Source organism: Sphingobacterium humi (assembly GCF_009768885.1).
In the GTDB taxonomy this organism is placed as follows: Bacteria; Bacteroidota; Bacteroidia; order Sphingobacteriales; family Sphingobacteriaceae; genus Sphingobacterium; species Sphingobacterium humi.
This window is the reverse complement of record NZ_WSQA01000007.1, coordinates 199,776-215,447: the sequence shown is the minus strand read 5'-3', so window position 1 is coordinate 215,447 and position 15,672 is coordinate 199,776. Positions and strand designations below refer to the sequence as shown.

At 43.8% G+C, this 15,672-nt stretch carries 14 protein-coding genes and 1 tRNA gene; 9 read left to right on the top strand and 6 right to left on the bottom strand.

Annotated elements, in window-relative coordinates:
- The first annotated feature begins 279 nt into the window (after positions 1 to 279).
- From GQF63_RS11435 to GQF63_RS11420, 4 genes are all read left to right on the top strand, one after another.
- A tRNA-Arg gene (locus tag GQF63_RS11435) sits at positions 280 to 353 on the top strand.
- A gap of 77 nt (positions 354 to 430) precedes the next feature.
- Positions 431 to 1,000: an adenylate kinase gene (locus tag GQF63_RS11430; protein WP_160369361.1), complete on the top strand. Its 570-nt coding sequence runs from the start codon at positions 431 to 433 to the stop codon at positions 998 to 1,000.
- A gap of 20 nt (positions 1,001 to 1,020) precedes the next feature.
- Complete coding sequence (gene obgE, locus GQF63_RS11425; protein WP_160369360.1) at positions 1,021 to 2,019, top strand: GTPase ObgE; 999 nt, start codon at positions 1,021 to 1,023, stop codon at positions 2,017 to 2,019.
- A gap of 43 nt (positions 2,020 to 2,062) precedes the next feature.
- Positions 2,063 to 2,836 (top strand): TIGR02757 family protein, encoded by a 774-nt coding sequence (locus GQF63_RS11420; RefSeq protein ID WP_212592551.1) that lies wholly within the window; start codon positions 2,063 to 2,065, stop codon positions 2,834 to 2,836.
- Positions 2,837 to 2,865: 29 nt separating this feature from the next.
- On the opposite strand, the gene GQF63_RS11415 is transcribed toward GQF63_RS11420, so the two are convergent.
- The 5 genes from GQF63_RS11415 to GQF63_RS11395 form a co-directional block, all read right to left on the bottom strand.
- Positions 2,866 to 3,300, bottom strand: coding sequence for a GNAT family N-acetyltransferase (locus GQF63_RS11415; RefSeq protein ID WP_160369359.1), 435 nt, complete (start codon positions 3,298 to 3,300; stop codon positions 2,866 to 2,868).
- On the bottom strand, positions 3,297 to 4,295 hold the full coding sequence (gene gap, locus GQF63_RS11410) for a type I glyceraldehyde-3-phosphate dehydrogenase (protein WP_212592550.1): 999 nt from the start codon (positions 4,293 to 4,295) through the stop codon (positions 3,297 to 3,299). The genes GQF63_RS11415 and gap overlap by 4 nt, the downstream gene beginning before the upstream one ends.
- Positions 4,295 to 4,936, bottom strand: a complete 642-nt coding sequence (locus GQF63_RS11405) for a peroxiredoxin family protein (protein ID WP_160369358.1) — start codon at positions 4,934 to 4,936, stop codon at positions 4,295 to 4,297. The genes gap and GQF63_RS11405 overlap by 1 nt, the downstream gene beginning before the upstream one ends.
- A gap of 174 nt (positions 4,937 to 5,110) precedes the next feature.
- A complete protein-coding gene (gene secDF, locus GQF63_RS11400) occupies positions 5,111 to 8,125 on the bottom strand; it encodes a protein translocase subunit SecDF (protein WP_160369357.1) in 3,015 nt (1,004 codons plus the stop codon).
- Positions 8,126 to 8,739: 614 nt separating this feature from the next.
- Complete coding sequence (locus GQF63_RS11395) at positions 8,740 to 9,207, bottom strand: hypothetical protein (RefSeq protein WP_160369356.1); 468 nt, start codon at positions 9,205 to 9,207, stop codon at positions 8,740 to 8,742.
- Positions 9,208 to 9,416: 209 nt separating this feature from the next.
- Between GQF63_RS11395 and guaB the strand changes: the two genes are divergently transcribed.
- Positions 9,417 to 10,892 carry an IMP dehydrogenase gene (gene guaB, locus GQF63_RS11390; RefSeq protein ID WP_160369355.1) on the top strand — a complete coding sequence of 492 codons (1,476 nt, stop codon included), beginning with the start codon at positions 9,417 to 9,419 and terminating at the stop codon, positions 10,890 to 10,892.
- 148 nt (positions 10,893 to 11,040) lie between these two features.
- The gene (locus GQF63_RS11385; RefSeq protein WP_160369354.1) at positions 11,041 to 11,172 is read left to right on the top strand and encodes a 30S ribosomal protein THX; all 132 of its coding nucleotides are present in this window, start codon (positions 11,041 to 11,043) and stop codon (positions 11,170 to 11,172) included.
- A 232-nt stretch (positions 11,173 to 11,404) separates the two neighbouring features.
- Here the strand turns inward: GQF63_RS11385 and GQF63_RS11380 are convergent, their stop codons facing one another.
- Positions 11,405 to 12,262: an AraC family transcriptional regulator gene (locus tag GQF63_RS11380; RefSeq protein WP_160369353.1), complete on the bottom strand. Its 858-nt coding sequence runs from the start codon at positions 12,260 to 12,262 to the stop codon at positions 11,405 to 11,407.
- A 134-nt stretch (positions 12,263 to 12,396) separates the two neighbouring features.
- Between GQF63_RS11380 and fucP the strand changes: the two genes are divergently transcribed.
- Genes fucP through GQF63_RS11365 form a run of 3 tightly spaced genes read left to right on the top strand, consistent with a single transcriptional unit; the run spans position 12,397 to position 15,665 of the window.
- Entirely contained in the window at positions 12,397 to 13,650 is a 1,254-nt protein-coding gene (fucP, locus tag GQF63_RS11375) for an L-fucose:H+ symporter permease (protein WP_160369352.1), read from the top strand.
- Positions 13,651 to 13,660: 10 nt separating this feature from the next.
- Entirely contained in the window at positions 13,661 to 13,999 is a 339-nt protein-coding gene (locus tag GQF63_RS11370) for an L-rhamnose mutarotase (RefSeq protein WP_160369351.1), read from the top strand.
- A 1-nt stretch (position 14,000) separates the two neighbouring features.
- Complete coding sequence (locus tag GQF63_RS11365) at positions 14,001 to 15,665, top strand: UxaA family hydrolase (protein WP_160369350.1); 1,665 nt, start codon at positions 14,001 to 14,003, stop codon at positions 15,663 to 15,665.
- Positions 15,666 to 15,672 lie beyond the last annotated feature (7 nt).

The window sequence follows — 15,672 nt, the reverse complement described above, 5'->3', positions numbered from 1 at the left end:
TTCAATGCAAAACTTAAGGCTTTTAGAAGTGTATTTCGAGGAGTTAGAGATACTACCTTTTTCTTATATCGGGTGATGAAATTGTATGCTTAAAAATTATTACCCCCCAAACTTTCGGTATGATCCGCGGAATGCAACAGCCTAGGCTAGGAAAAACTATCGGGCTCAAAATCATGGTACTTAGCTCAAAATGTAAAAAAAAGTTTTGCTAGGCTGATAATTTCCGTATATTTGCATCACCAAAACAGAAAGGGCGTATGTCGTGAAGTAATGGTTGCCGCGCTCATAGCTTAATTGGATAGAGCATCTGACTACGGATCAGAAGGTTAGGGGTTCGACTCCCTTTGAGCGCACAGAAAAAAATAGCCTAATTCTTTATCGGAATTAGGCTTTTATTTTTTATCTTGAAAAATAAAAATAACAACAAACTATGCTAAACCTTGTATTATTCGGACCTCCAGGAGCAGGAAAAGGTACTCAATCAGCTAAATTGATCGAAAAATATGGATTACACCATGTTTCTACAGGTGATATCTTTCGGGCACATATTAAAAATCAGAGTGATTTAGGAAAACAAGTGAGTCAAATCATTGCCGATGGGAATTTAGTTCCAGATTCTATCACCATTGCGATGTTGGAAGAGGAAATTAAACAAAATCCTGATGCAAAAGGCTTTATTTTCGACGGTTTCCCTCGTACTGTAGCGCAAGCTGAGGCTTTGGATGCTTTCTTAGAAGCCAATAATACATCCATCACCGGCGTTATTGCCCTTGATGTGAATGAAGAAGAATTAACACAGCGTATCGCTAAACGTCAGGAAATTTCCGGACGCGCAGACGATGCCGCAGATAAACTGAAAAAACGTATCGAAGAGTATTTCGGAAAAACCATCCATGTATTGCCTTATTATGAAGCGCAAGGAAAATTGAGCAAGGTGAATGGCATCGGAGAAATCGAAACTATCTTTACTGATCTATCAGCAGTAATCGATCGTTATTAATATTATTTTTTGGAGGATTAATGGCGCAGGGGTCTAATTTCGTAGATTATGTGAAGGTTTGCTGTCGTTCTGGGCATGGAGGTGCCGGATCGGCGCATTTGCATCGTGATAAATTCACGGCAAAGGGTGGCCCCGATGGGGGCGACGGTGGCCGTGGTGGACATATTATTTTAAAAGGGTCTACCCAGCACTGGACACTATTGCACCTGAAATACCGTAAGCATATTATTGCTGAAAATGGACTGCCAGGTGGCAGTGCTCTTTGTACTGGAGCAAACGGAAAGGATGATATCTTGGAGGTGCCCCTGGGTACCGTGGCCAAGGATGCCGAAACCGGCGAGGTGCTATTCGAGATTACCGAGGATGGCGAAACTAAAATTCTTACTCCGGGTGGTCGTGGTGGCTTAGGAAACTGGCACTTTAAATCGTCAACCGTACAAACGCCGCGCTTTGCTCAACCGGGAATGCCGGGGCGTGAGCAATGGGTGATCCTGGAACTGAAGGTATTGGCAGATGTTGGTTTGGTAGGGTTTCCGAACGCCGGAAAATCAACTTTACTGTCGGTAGTTTCTGCCGCAAAACCGGAAATCGCCGATTATCCATTTACTACACTGGTACCTAATCTGGGGATTGTTAGCTATCGAGATAATAAATCCTTTGTGATGGCTGATATTCCGGGGATTATCGAGGGAGCCTCAGAAGGTCGTGGTTTAGGGCATCGCTTTTTACGTCATATCGAACGTAACTCGGTATTGCTATTTATGGTGCCTGCGGATACCGATCGGACGATTACGGAGGAGTACGAAATTCTGTTGAACGAGCTTACCGCTTACAATCCGGAATTGCTGGACAAACCCAAGTTGCTGGCCATTACCAAATCGGATATGTTGGATGAGGAATTGGAGCAGGAGATGGCGTTGCAAGTGCCGAACGATATTCCTTACCTCTTTATCTCTTCTGTATCGGGTAAAAACATACAGCCATTGAAGGACCTCATCTGGAAAGAAATCAACAAATAAAATATAAGCAACTTCGGTTGCTTTTTTTATGTAAATTAAAACCATGGAGCTTTCGCTAAAAGATTTCTTGGATAAAAAAGTAGCTGAATTTAATACGCCTGACTTTATCCCCCTCGATCCGGTGAGTATTCCGCATCGCTTTAGCCAGCAGCAGGATATCGAGATTATGGGTTTCTTCGCCAGTATCCTGGCTTGGGGGCAGCGCAAAACCATTATCAATAAGTGTATCGAGCTGGCAGAGCGTATGGATAATGCGCCTTATGATTTTGTGCTGAACCATGAAGAGGAGGACCTGAAAAGCTTACTGGGCTTTAAACACCGCACCTTTAACGATACGGATCTCCTGTATTTTATGTCTTTTTTTAAACAGCATTATCAGCATTATACGTCCTTGGAAGATGCCTTTCTGCAAGGAAGCTTCAGCGAGGAGCGGAATAAGGTAGAACAAGCCCTGATCGGGTTCCGGAGCTACTTTTTCTCCTTGCCCGATTATCCTATCCGGACGAGAAAGCATGTCAGTTCGCCCCTGCAGAAATCGTCTTGTAAGCGATTGAACATGTTTTTACGCTGGATGGTACGAAAGGATGATGCCGGGGTAGATTTTGGCTTGTGGACGCGCTTACAGCCCAAAGACCTGATTTGTCCTTGCGACGTGCATGTGGAGCGTGTAGCGCGCAAGTTCGGACTGATTCAACGCGATAAGGTCGACTGGAACACGGCACTTGAACTAACCGAAAACCTTCGCTTACTCGATCCGCAAGATCCGGTGAAATATGATTTTGCTTTATTTGGCTTAGGCGTAATCGGGGAGATGTAATTCGTTTGCCAAGCTAAGTGCTTGCTTTCTTACAGCAGCTTAAACATTTCCTTATGCGGACCAATGCCGGGAATGTCAAACTCATCTGACATGTATTCAAATCCTAAGCTTTCGTAAAACGGATAGGCTATCGCCCTGGCGTTAAACCAGAGGTAAGGGATTTGCAATTGGGTTTTGATATGCTCCATGGCTGCAAGCAGCAGTTCCCGGGCATAGCCTTTTCGGCGCGCATCCGGATGGGTTGCCATCCCGCGTAATCGATAGCCATCATGGGGTAATTTAGGATGCTGCTCATGCTGGCAAGTCAAGATGCAGACCAGTTTGCCCTCTTCGTTGTAATAGCCTAGGTGGAAGGTATCTGGAAGGTCATCTTGAGGATTGATGCAGTCTTGTTCTGCTAAGCCATTACGCAGCACTAAACTGCGTAAGGCGAGGGTATCTTTCGTATGGATAAAACGAATCATCGGCGGGATACGATTTCAATAAGGTCTACAAGGCGGTTGGAGTATCCGAATTCATTGTCGTACCAGCCTACCACTTTTACCAAACCACCAACAATACTGGTGAGCTGCGAATCGAATACACAGGAATAAGGATTATTGATAATATCAACGGAAACAATAGGATCTTCCGTATAATACATCACTTGCTTCAGATCTCCTGCGGCAGCTTCCTTGAACTTTGCATTGATTTCGGCTACCGTAGTTTGCTTGGCTAAGGTGCAGGTGAAGTCGGTAAGCGATCCGTTTAATACGGGTACACGAATACCAGCACCACCCAGCTTGCCTTCCAAATGTTTAAAAACATTGGTGATGGCTTTGGCCGCCCCAGTGGTTGTCGGGATAATGGAAGCTGATGCCGCTCTAGATCGACGTAGATCACGGTGTGGCGCATCATGAAGGTTCTGATCCCCCGTCATGGAATGGACGGTGGTGATATAACCATCTTGAATCTCCCAGTTATCATCTAATATCTTAATAAGTGGCGCTACGTTATTTGTCGTGCAGGAAGCGTTGGAAAAGATAGGAGTAGACCAGTCAAAGTCATGATCATTGATACCCAATACCACCGTTGGTATTTCCTTATCCGGAGAGGGTGCCGAAATAATGACCTGCTTAGCACCGGCTTGAAGATGCTGTTCAGCTCCTTCTTTTTTCACAAAGTGCCCGGTCGATTCGATGACCAGATCAATGCCTAACGCGGCCCATGGGAGTGCGGCTGGCGACTTCTCATTACAAATCTTGATCGCTTTACCATCGATATACAAATGTTGTTCATCGGCACTAACTTCACGATTTACAGGGCCATGTACTGAATCGTACTTAAAAAGATGGGCCAAGGTTTTGCTATCCGCCAAATCGTTGATAGCAACGACTTCAACGTCAGCGAGGTTCCTGTTCAATAAATTGCGTAGGGTGTGGCGGCCGATACGGCCAAATCCGTTTATGGCAATTCTCATTATTTGGTAAATGCGGCAATCACTTCATCAATATTTTTCTCGCCTTCCCAATAGGTTTTTAAGGCGCCATCAGCACCATATACGTAGTTTGCTGGGAACTTTGCTGGCACATGGAACTTCTGGATGAAGTCCTGGTTTCTATCGTACAGCATCTCTACATTAGGTTTTCCTTCCAATTCTTTGCCGAAGGAGCTAAAGAAGTTGGCCATCAACGCCGGGTCGTTCATAGACACGTAATAGATATTGATGTCTTTCACTTTGCTGTAGTTTTTGGCCAAGGCTGTAGTTTCATGCTGGCAATGCCCGCAAGAAGGGTCGAATAATACAAAAACGGTATTCTTTCCTGCCGGGATATCTGATTTGCTGAAGGAGATTCCAGACTTTACTTTGTAGAAATTAAACTCAGGAATAGCTAAAGCTGCAGCTTTTACTGTATTCGGAGTTGCCGGAGCTGCAGTGGAAGGAGCTGTAGTCGCTTGTTCTGTGCCATGGCTATGATCATGACCACCTGCATGGGCATGGCCAGCATGATCTTCAGCGCTATGTTCGTGTGTCTGCTCTGATTTCGGGCTGTTATTACAAGCCACAAAAGCGGTACTTAGGGATATCGATAGGATAGGAATTAAGAACTTTGTTTTCATATCTGTTTTTGTAAACTGTAAAAGTACAAAAAATTGCATGATTCATCCGCTCCCTATCCAGATGATCTTTCCGCAAGTTCTATTTAAGACATTCCACTGACTTAGCCTTGTTGCATAGCCAAAAAGAAAGCCCCGAATTTACATCCGGGGCTTCCTGTCAATTATAACTTGATATTAAGGAGTTACTACTTTAGCTTGCTTTTTAGGCTCTGGTTTTGCAGAGTCAGCAAGGTGTTTTCCAGCGCTCATGTCGAAGATCGAAGGAGCAGCAAGGAAGATGGAAGAGTAGGTTGCAACAACGATACCAATTAAGATCGCGAAGGAGAACCCACGGATAACCTCACCACCGAATACGAATAACACCGCTAATACGAAGATTACAGTTAAGGATGTAATCACGGTACGGCTTAGGGTAGAGTTAATCGCTTTATTGATGGTCGAGTCCATGCTTTCTTGGTGTGCATTAGGTTTCGCCAAGTACTCACGAAGACGGTCGAATACAACCACCGTATCGTTCACCGAGTAACCCAATACCGTTAAGATAGCAGCCACAAAGTGTTGGTCGATATCTAAAGAGAAAGGTACAATACCATCTAAGATGGAGAATAAACCTAACAAGATAATCGCATCGTGTACTGTTGCAATTGCAGCACCTGCAGAATATTGCCATTTGCGGAAACGGATTAAGATGTAGGCCGCAATAACAACGATGGATAGGATAGAGGCATAGATAGCGCGGTCGCGGATATCGCTAGCGATAGTAGGACCTACTTTCTGTTGCGACAAGATTTCGTAGTTGTTGCCTTGAACTTTAGACAAGCCTTCGTTCAATTTTGCCAATACTTCTTTGTCGGCCTCATCGTTGGTGTCTTCAATATGGTAAGAAGTCGTTACGCGTAACTGGCTCTCGCTACCAAAGGTTTTCACCTCGGTTGTTGTACCAAAAATATTATCTAAGTTCTCACGTACCGTCTCAGCACTTACTGCTTGGTCGAATTTAACCGTATAAGTACGACCACCTTGGAAATCTACCCCGTAGGAGAATCCTTTGGTTAAGATGGCACCCAAACTAATTACGATCGCAATTAAAGAGATGATATAGTAAACTTTTCTTTTCTTAATGAACGGGAAGTTCGCATTTTTCATCGTGTGATCTGACCAAGGGAAAGACACGGTGATTTTCATTTCTTTGCTTAGCATGTATTCGAAAATCAAACGAGTGATGAAAATTGCCGTAAATAGGGACGTGATAATACCGATCATTAAAGTCGTTGCGAAACCTTGGATAGGTCCAGAACCCGTAAAGAATAAGATCACACCTACTAAGAAGGTTGTAATTTGCGAGTCAAGGATAGAAGGTAAGGCATGCTTGTAACCATCAGAAACCACTTGGCGCATTGATTTGCCCAAGCTTAATTCCTCACGCATCCGTTCGTAAATCAGTACGTTGGCATCTACCGCAGTACCCATTGTCAATACGATACCCGCAATACCCGGTAAGGTAAGCACCGCATTAAGCGAAGCTAGGATACCCATTAAGAAGAATACGTTGAAGATAACAGCGATGTTCGCTGCAATACCAGCACGGTTGTAGTAAGCAATCATGAACATCATTACGACGATGATACCGATGATGGATGAGTTCACCCCAGAATCGATGGCTACCTGACCTAATGAAGGACCTACAACAGCCTCTTCAACGATTTTAGCCGTTGTCGGAAGACGACCAGCCTTCAATACGTTGGCTAAGTCTTTGGTATCTTCAATGCTAAAGTTACCGGAGATTTGAGAGTTTCCGTTCGGAATTTCCTCGTTAACTCCAGGAGCAGAATATACCACGTTATCTAAAACGATAGCGATGGCATCTCTATTTTGCGCTGCTTGCGCAGTTACACGTCTCCATTGGCGAGCGCCTTCGGCGTTCATTTCCATAGAAACGATAGGTTTATTGTTCTGATCGAAGCCGTCGCGAGCATCCGTAATCACATCACCGGTCATTACCGCTGCGTTATCAGGACCTGAGGTTTTGATAGCGAATAAGGCTAAGATATTCGGGGTGCGGGTTTCCGGTTTAACGGCCCACAATAATTTTAAGTTCGCAGGAATGATGGATTTAACCTCCGGACGAGCGAAGTATTGGTTGATTTTAGCGGTATCTTTTAAGTTAGCATAACCCACTGTTGCTCCCGGAATTAATTGCGTTTGGCCATTCTCTGCTTGGTAGAAAGAAGGGCTTAATACTGCAAATAAAGGGTTGTTTGCTAAAGCTGTTGCATTGGCTACCGTTTGGGTAGTGTCTTTTGCCGAATCCGTTTTACCAGCACTTAGGTTGGCTAATAAATTCTCTTCTTTAGCTGTAGTATCTGCTATTGCTTTCGTGGTCGTATCAGCAGCTACAGCAGGTTTTTCACCTTTTAAGCTGTTTGCTAACGTACCGTTGATGTTTTCTAACAACGCATAGATTTGCGTGTTGTTGTAAGTTTCGAAGAACTCTAACTTCGCAGAACCTTGTAATAATTTACGAACGCGTTCTTCATCGTTAACACCAGGAAGTTCAATTAAGATACGGTTTGTACCTTGTTGAATCTGGATGTTAGGCGATGCCACACCGAATTTATCGATACGCGTACGAAGTACCTTATACGAGTTTTGGATGGCGTTGTCGGCTTCTTTATTCAAGAAGTTTCTCACGTCACCTTCCGAGCTTGTCGCCTGGATAGAAGAAGCGTTATCTTTCGTGGCAAAGAAGCTGGCAATTGGCGTTCCTGAACCTGTTGCTTTATATTCGTCTAGGAATAAGTCGATGAACGAGGTGTTGGAAGTTTTGCTTTTTACTACAGCGTTGTTCAATGCCTTGTTGAAGTTGGCATCTTTGCTGTTGTTGGCTAAGTTGGCTACTAATTCGTTCAATGAAATTTCCATTGTAACGTTCATACCACCTTTTAAGTCCAAACCAAGTGCGATCTCATTAGCTTTTGCTTCACGGTAGGTGAATTTTGCAATTCCTAAGTTATACACCTCTTCACTGGCCATGGAATCTAGGTAGGCCTTTTCTTTTTCCATGTCGCCTTTGGCATATGCCGCGGCGTCATTTTCAACTTTGCGTGTTACAAAAGTGAATGATAAGGAATAGAGGCACGCTAAGGAAACCACTATCACCAAAAATTTAATCAGCCCTTTACTCTGCATTTTCTATTCGTAATAAGTTATGATTTAGTTCTGTTTTTAAGCTTAATAATATTTTACCAAGATTCGCAAAGGTATAAAAAAAATAGATAATCGAAATAAAAATAGTATTTAGTATTGAGTATATAGTATTTAGACCTAGGACGGCTAGGAAAGAGCTTGAACTATAGGCTGTTTTATAGGGTAATTATGCTGTTACGCAAGTTTTTTAGACACAAATCAAGCGAAAGGAATATGGGGATATAGCCTGTATTTAGTGCCTAAAAATTATTTTTCATTATTTTTTAATAATTAAAAGCGATTATAATTTTACGCATAAAATAAATGGGTAAAAAATCCAACAATTTTAACCCCAAAACAACCTTAAAAGGAGTACGAATAGGCGATATAAATTCCTAGATATATGCCAAGATAAACTACAAGAATAAAATAGCCACAGCATACCCATAATAGGTTATTATCTATGGCAGCCAAAGGTCTAATTACTAACTACTAAATACTAAGTACTATCATCTAACTACTAACTGCTAACGTCTAAATACTAAGTACTAAATACTATATACTAACAAAAAAGCCCCGCATTGCGGAGCTTTTTTATGTTTTTTTTAAAGCTTTACTTATCTCAAAGTAAATTTAAAGCCTAAGCTGAAACGACCAGCTTCGAAGTTAGACTCGTCAGAAAGGTTCCACCAAGGTTTCCAGTCGAAGTGCATAGCTAAAGGCGCAGAAGGGATTTTGAACTCTAAACCCGCTGCTGGACGGATAGCGAAAGCTGAATCGTCATTAGCGAATGCAATTTGAGGACCTACACCAACATACCAACCTAAACCGTTAGTTCCGGCAAATGGTCTGTTGTAGGAGTAATCAACACCAATTACTGTGAAGTGATCACCGAATAATACTTGTGCTTGACCAGCGTTTGCTCCACCAAAGGAATGCTTGATCTGTGGACCGAATAAAGATGGGCCATCACCTAAGTCAATACCTAAACCGATTGCGGTTTTATAAGGAGTTTGTGCATTTGCTTCGTTAAAACCGAAAGCTAGTGCCGCTGCAGCTGCTAAGGATAGTAATGTCTTTTTCATAAATAATTTGTTAATTAAACTATATGTTACACGAGATTTAGCAATTAGCTTGCCAAACTTATTCGCCTAAGCCTAATTTTTTAACATTACCGGAAAACCAGTAGCTTCAAATAATTTGTCGAAATAATGTAAATAGTGAAATTTCGTTTTAATATTCGATATTATTCCGTAATTTTGCCCTGCAAATAGATAACCCCATAATATTTGCTATGCAATTAGATCCACAAAAATTCGTATCCGAAGGCCTTACTTACGACGACGTGTTATTAATCCCTGCTTATTCAGAGATTTTACCGCGTGACGTTGATACAAGTACCTTCCTGACTAAGAAAATAAAGTTGAATATTCCTTTAGTGTCTGCTGCAATGGACACTGTAACGGGCGCTGACTTAGCAATTGCTATTGCGCAGGCAGGTGGTATCGGCATGCTTCATAAGAATATGACCATTGCTGAGCAAGCTGCAGAGGTGCGTAAAGTGAAGCGTTCAGAAAGTGGAATGATTCAGGATCCTGTAACCTTATTGGAAACAGCAACCGTAGGGGATGCTTTCACCATTATGCAAGAACACCGCATTGGCGGTATCCCGGTTATTAACCTGGATAATATATTAGTTGGTATTGTAACGAACCGCGACCTACGCTTCCAAAAGGATATGCGCAGACCAATCAGTGAGTTGATGACCAAAACCAACCTGGTTGTTGCACCGGAAGGAACAGACCTGATCAAAGCGGAAGAAATTCTACAGAACCATAAAATCGAGAAATTACCGGTGGTTGATACCAATGGTAAATTAAAAGGCTTAATTACCTTTAAAGATATACAGAAATACAAACACTACCCGAACGCTGCAAAAGACGAACACGGACGCCTATTGGTAGGTGCAGCTGTGGGCGTTACGCCAGACACCTTAGAGCGTGTGGACGCTTTGGTAAAGGCAGGTGTGGATGTGGTGACCATTGATACGGCACACGGACATTCCCTAGGGGTTATTAATAAATTGAAAGAAGTAAAAGCGAAACACCCGAACCTACAAGTGATCGTGGGGAATATTGCTACCGGCGATGCCGCGAAAATGCTAGCAGAAGCTGGTGCTGATGCGGTAAAAGTAGGTATTGGTCCAGGTTCTATCTGTACCACCCGTATTATTGCCGGGGTAGGGGTTCCGCAATTATATGCCGTTTACGAAGTAGCCAAAGCCTTAAAAGGTACCGGCGTTCCGTTAATTGCAGACGGTGGTATTAAGCAAACAGGAGATATTGCCAAAGCTATTGCTGCAGGTGCACATACCATTATGGCGGGTTCCTTATTTGCAGGTGTAGAAGAAGCACCGGGCGAAACCATTATGTTGGAAGGCCGTAAATTCAAATCCTACCGCGGTATGGGTTCCATCGAAGCCATGGAAAAAGGATCGAAAGATCGTTACTTCCAGGATGTAGAAGATGATATCAAGAAATTAGTACCAGAAGGTATTGTTGGTCGTGTACCATATAAAGGTACCTTGGCTGAGGTAGTTTACCAATACATCGGTGGCTTACGCGCATCCATGGGTTACTGTGGCGCTGCTAGCATCGAGAAATTGCAAGAAGCACGCTTCGTACGCATTACAGGTGCCGGCCTTCGCGAGTCGCACCCACATAATATTCAAATTACCAAAGAAGCACCTAACTACAACAGTAGAGGTTAATTCGGGATTATCTTATCGCAGCTGCCCTTGGTCGAAACAACATGGATTTCCTGTTGTGCCGACCAAGGGCATTTGTTTTTCTAGGTCGTTTTTGTTAACTTGTTCACGCACAACAATTTTTTATTAACAATTACATTAAGAAACACTTATGGGAAAAGGAGATAAAAAAACAAGAAAAGGTAAAATTATTATGGGTTCCTACGGAAAGAAACGCCCGAGAGATCCGTATAAAGATCGCCAACCGGCGAACAACGATAAAACAACAAAATCCGCTAGCTAGCGGATTTTTTTTATGCAACAACCTCCTTCCTCCCAAGTTCCCTTCCAGCTTGGTTCATTTTTTCCTGCTTAAACCTTTCTTTTACTAGTGGCTATAACCGGGTTTAGTATACACTTTTATTCCTTTTTTGCTGTTCTTTTTTTCTCCTTTTCCACAGCCTATTGCAAAGGGCTTTCAAAGGGGCTTGAAAGGGGTGAGAAAGGGATCTAGAATGGGGGAGAGTAAAACATGTTTAGGATTCGTTTTTATATTGGGTTGGCGTTTTTTGTGTAATGGCTTTAAAGCTTTTATGGAAGCTGACGAAATTATTAAAACCGCTGTCGTAGCAAATTTCTTTGAGGCTGAGGTGTCCGTTTTTCAGCTGGCTGCAGGCATGCGATATGCGGAGCTCGGTAATAAACTGTACGGGTGTTTTTCCTGTTTTCTGTTTAAAGTATCGGCAGAAGGAATTTTCGGTCAGGCCGGCCAAGGCGGCGAGATCCTCCAGTTTTATTTTTTGTTTGTAATGCTCACGAATGTACTCCATCAAATTGTTCATGCGGCCTTGATCGTCGGATTGGTTCAAGATGGAATAATGCTCGGAGGTCAGCGGTTCGCTGGTTTGGCTACACAGGAAATCCAACAATTCAAAGAGGGAGGTGAGTTTCGGAAGGCCGGCCAGGCTTAACGTTCGTTCTGCTAAGAAGCTGAGGCGGGGCGATTGCTGATCAGGGAAAATCAAGGAGCGTTTAGAAGCTTGTAAAAGCTGTTTAATAGGGTTCAATTCCGGCATCTGCAGCAAATTGGGGCTACCCAGATCGCTGTTGAAATGGATTACAATACAATCGATGGGTTTATCGTTTTCGGCTTCTTCCTCGTGGTTTTCAAAAAGCCAATAATGAGGAATCTGCGAGCCGATGAGAACCGTATCGCCCGACTGAAAAGATTTGATCCGATCACCGATAAATAAGGTACCCGTGCCACGAATGACGTAGACCAATTCAAATTCTTCATGGTAATGCCAAACCGATTGATGCTTTGGAATGTAATCTCTACGGATTTGAAAGCTTTGGTTCGCCTGTTTAGGAATCGAAAACTGTTTGATGATCATAATTAACTAATTTATTCAATGATTTCAGCAGTTGCAAGAATAATCAGGTAAAATAGTTTATTAATTTGGTAAAATGCTTTAATTAAAGCTAGGAATAAATAAGTTACTTAGTATTTCCAATATAAACCCTGTGTATGAGCAAAACGAACAGTACCGTTGCTATTATTTTAATTACCTCCCTATTTTTCTTTTGGGGGTTTATCCATAACCTGGATCCGATTCTGATTGCGCATTTGCGAAGTGCCTTTAGTCTTACGCATTTGCAAGCCTCTTTAATAGATTCGGCTGTGTTTATTGCCTATTTAGTAATGGGTATACCGGCGGGATTGATCATGCAGAAATACGGCTATAAAATCGGAATATTAATCGGTTTGCTCTTGTTTGCTGTGGGCTGTTTTTTGTTTGTGCCCGCTGCAAATACCATGAGTTATCTATTTTTCCTGTCGGCCTTATTTGTCGTGGCCTGTGGGATTACCATTCTGGAAACCGCCGCCAACCCCTATATGACGGTGCTTGGCGATCCGAATACCGCTACACAGCGGCTCAACTTCGCCCAATCGTTCAATGGTCTTGCAGCCTTTGTGGCGCCCATCGTAGGGGGGCAGTTTATTCTGGCGGAAGATCCGCTATCGCCTGAGCAGGTGGCTGCCCTGTCCGCTGCTGATCGTTTGCAATATATTCAAACCGAAACGGCTGTGGTAAAAGGGCCTTATGTTATTTTGGGTTGTATTATTTTGGCGGCAGCCCTGATTTTTATGCTCATCAAATTGCCGGAAGTAAAAGAGGAAGAAGGGGAGAAAACCGGATTTTTCTCCACGCTAAAATATAAGAATGTAAGTTGGGCTGTATTTGCACAGTTCTTTTATGTGGGTGCGCAGGTATGTGTGCTTAGTTTCTTAATTGTGTTCGCCACGGAGGTGTCTGGTATCGCGGGGCAGGATGCGAAATATTATGCAGGAGTGGCTGGTTTGCTGTTTATGCTGGGGCGGTTTATAGGTACCTTTTTAATGCGTTTTATCGCGCCTTCAAGGCTATTATTTCTCTATGCCGTTTTCGCAGGATTGTTAACCTGTGTCAGCATATTTGGATCCGGATTCATTACGCTTTATGCTATGGTTGGGATCGCTTTCTTTATGTCTATTATGTTTCCTACCATCTTCGCGATGGGCGTTTCAGGCATTGGCTCGGCGACTAAATCGGCGTCCAGCTTAATCATTATGTCTATTGTTGGGGGCGCTATTTTGCCACCTCTATTGGGCTATGTGTCGGATGTTACCGGCAACATGCAATACGGCTATTTTGTGGTGTTATGCTGCTTTGCCGTGGTAGCCCTATTTGCATTATATAATAAATCGGCCAAGCTGGAAAAAGCGAAGCCGCAAGAATAAAAATTTACCCATGATAACAACACGCTATGCCATGGCCCTGGATCTGGTTGATGATCCGGAGATGATTGCCGAATACGAAAAATACCATCGGCAGGTGGCCGAAGAAATCAAACAGTCCATTCGAGATGCCGGCGTTACGGTGATGGATATTTACCGTTTTGGCAACCGTCTTTTTATGATTATGGAGGTGGATGCAACTTTCAGCTTTGAGCGTAAGGCCGAAATGGATGCCGCCAATCCGGCCGTGCAGGTTTGGGAACAGCTGATGTGGAAATATCAACAAGCCATTCCCGGCGCTAAGGAGGGAGAGAAATGGGTAATGATGGATCAGATTTTTGAATTGAATTAACATGGAAAAAGAGAAATTGGCGTTTTTGCAGATACATCCGAAAGACAATGTATTGGTGGCACTTCGCGACCTGCCTGAAGGCTATACCCTTCGTTTTCAGGAACAGGCTATAACCCTCAAGCGTGCTGTGGCCGCCAAGCATAAGTTTACCATACAAGCCATGGAAAAGGATGCTGAAGTATTTATGTATGGGGTGTTGGTGGGGAAGGTAAATGCAGCGCTGGAAGCCGGCGAGTTGATTGATGTGCATAACCTGCGGCATGCTTCCGAAGATTTTACATTAGGAAAACGGAAATTGGACTGGGTTCAGCCCGATGTTTCCGCCTTTCAGGGACGCAGCTTTCAAGGATTCCTGCGTAGCAACGGACAAGCGGGCACGGCCAACCATTGGTTGGTGATTCCCTTGGTTTTTTGTGAAAACAGAAACGTACTGACGCTAAAAGACGCTCTAGAAGAAAAATTGGGCTACCAGGTGGAGGCCAAGGATTATAAACAAGAGGTAGAAGCCTTAATTGCGCAATACCAAGGCGGGGCTTCGGTGGAAGAGCTGTTGCAGGTAGATTTGAATGCCGCAGCTGTGAAAAGCCGCAAAAGCCGCTTATTCCCGCAGGTGGATGGGGTTAAGTTTTTAAACCACGATATGGGTTGCGGCGGTACACGGATGGATTCCGATGCGCTTTGTGGCCTATTGGCCGGCTATATTTGTCACCCCAACGTGGCAGGTGCCACGGTATTAAGTTTAGGTTGCCAGCATGCGCAGGCCTCGATTTTACGAGCGGAAATCCGAAAACGCGATCCGAACTTTGATAAGCCCCTCTATATTTTTGAACAGCAATTGGAAGGTACGGAGCAAGACCTAATGCAAAAGGCATTGAAAGCCACCTTTGCGGGCTTAGCGCAAGCGAATACGCAAAAGCGGCAGGCCGTGGGACTCGATAAGCTATGTATCGGTTTGGAATGTGGCGGCTCGGATGGTTTTTCGGGTATTTCGGCTAATCCAACCTTGGGCTATCTTTCCGATATGGTTGTGGCCTTAGGAGGTTCGGTTATTCTATCGGAATTTCCGGAGCTTTGTGGCGTAGAACAGGAACTGAGCGATCGTTGCATAGACGAGCCTACGGCGGAGCGTTTTATGCAGCTGATGAAAACCTATAATGCGAAGGCAGAAGCCGATGGATCGGGCTTTTATATGAATCCTTCGCCCGGAAATATTCGCGATGGTTTGATTACCGATGCCATTAAATCGGCAGGGGCGGCCAAAAAAGGAGGTACTTCACCGGTAGTTGCCGTGAAAGACTATCCGGAACTGGCGAATGGCCCGGGACTAAACTTGCTGTGCACACCAGGCAATGATGTGGAAAGTACCACAGCCGAGGTGGCGGCGGGAGCCAATGTGGTGCTTTTTACCACCGGTCTTGGCACCCCAACGGGCAATCCGATTAGTCCGGTAATCAAGGTTTCTTCCAACACGAAGATTTACGAAAAAATGAACGACATTATTGATATCAACTGCGGAACGATCATCGATGGGGAGGAAAGCATTGCCGATGCGGCACATCGCTTATTGAACTATGTGATTGCCGTAGCCAGTGGCGAACAAGAGGCGAAGGCCGTTCGCCTGGGGCAGGATGATTTTATTCCTTGGCGCCGCGGGGTATCCTTATAAATCAATT

Excerpts from the sequence above, each read along its gene's own strand:
- GQF63_RS11430 (WP_160369361.1), top strand. The coding sequence starts at position 431 with ATGCTAAACCTTGTATTATTCGGACCTCCAGGAGCAGGAAAAGGTACT.
- obgE (WP_160369360.1), top strand. The coding sequence starts at position 1,021 with ATGGCGCAGGGGTCTAATTTCGTAGATTATGTGAAGGTTTGCTGTCGT.
- GQF63_RS11420 (WP_212592551.1), top strand. The coding sequence starts at position 2,063 with ATGGAGCTTTCGCTAAAAGATTTCTTGGATAAAAAAGTAGCTGAATTT.
- GQF63_RS11415 (WP_160369359.1), bottom strand. The coding sequence starts at position 3,300 with ATGATTCGTTTTATCCATACGAAAGATACCCTCGCCTTACGCAGTTTA.
- gap (WP_212592550.1), bottom strand. The coding sequence starts at position 4,295 with ATGAGAATTGCCATAAACGGATTTGGCCGTATCGGCCGCCACACCCTA.
- GQF63_RS11405 (WP_160369358.1), bottom strand. The coding sequence starts at position 4,936 with ATGAAAACAAAGTTCTTAATTCCTATCCTATCGATATCCCTAAGTACC.
- secDF (WP_160369357.1), bottom strand. The coding sequence starts at position 8,125 with ATGCAGAGTAAAGGGCTGATTAAATTTTTGGTGATAGTGGTTTCCTTA.
- GQF63_RS11395 (WP_160369356.1), bottom strand. The coding sequence starts at position 9,207 with ATGAAAAAGACATTACTATCCTTAGCAGCTGCAGCGGCACTAGCTTTC.
- guaB (WP_160369355.1), top strand. The coding sequence starts at position 9,417 with ATGCAATTAGATCCACAAAAATTCGTATCCGAAGGCCTTACTTACGAC.
- GQF63_RS11385 (WP_160369354.1), top strand. The coding sequence starts at position 11,041 with ATGGGAAAAGGAGATAAAAAAACAAGAAAAGGTAAAATTATTATGGGT.
- GQF63_RS11380 (WP_160369353.1), bottom strand. The coding sequence starts at position 12,262 with ATGATCATCAAACAGTTTTCGATTCCTAAACAGGCGAACCAAAGCTTT.
- fucP (WP_160369352.1), top strand. The coding sequence starts at position 12,397 with ATGAGCAAAACGAACAGTACCGTTGCTATTATTTTAATTACCTCCCTA.
- GQF63_RS11370 (WP_160369351.1), top strand. The coding sequence starts at position 13,661 with ATGATAACAACACGCTATGCCATGGCCCTGGATCTGGTTGATGATCCG.
- GQF63_RS11365 (WP_160369350.1), top strand. The coding sequence starts at position 14,001 with ATGGAAAAAGAGAAATTGGCGTTTTTGCAGATACATCCGAAAGACAAT.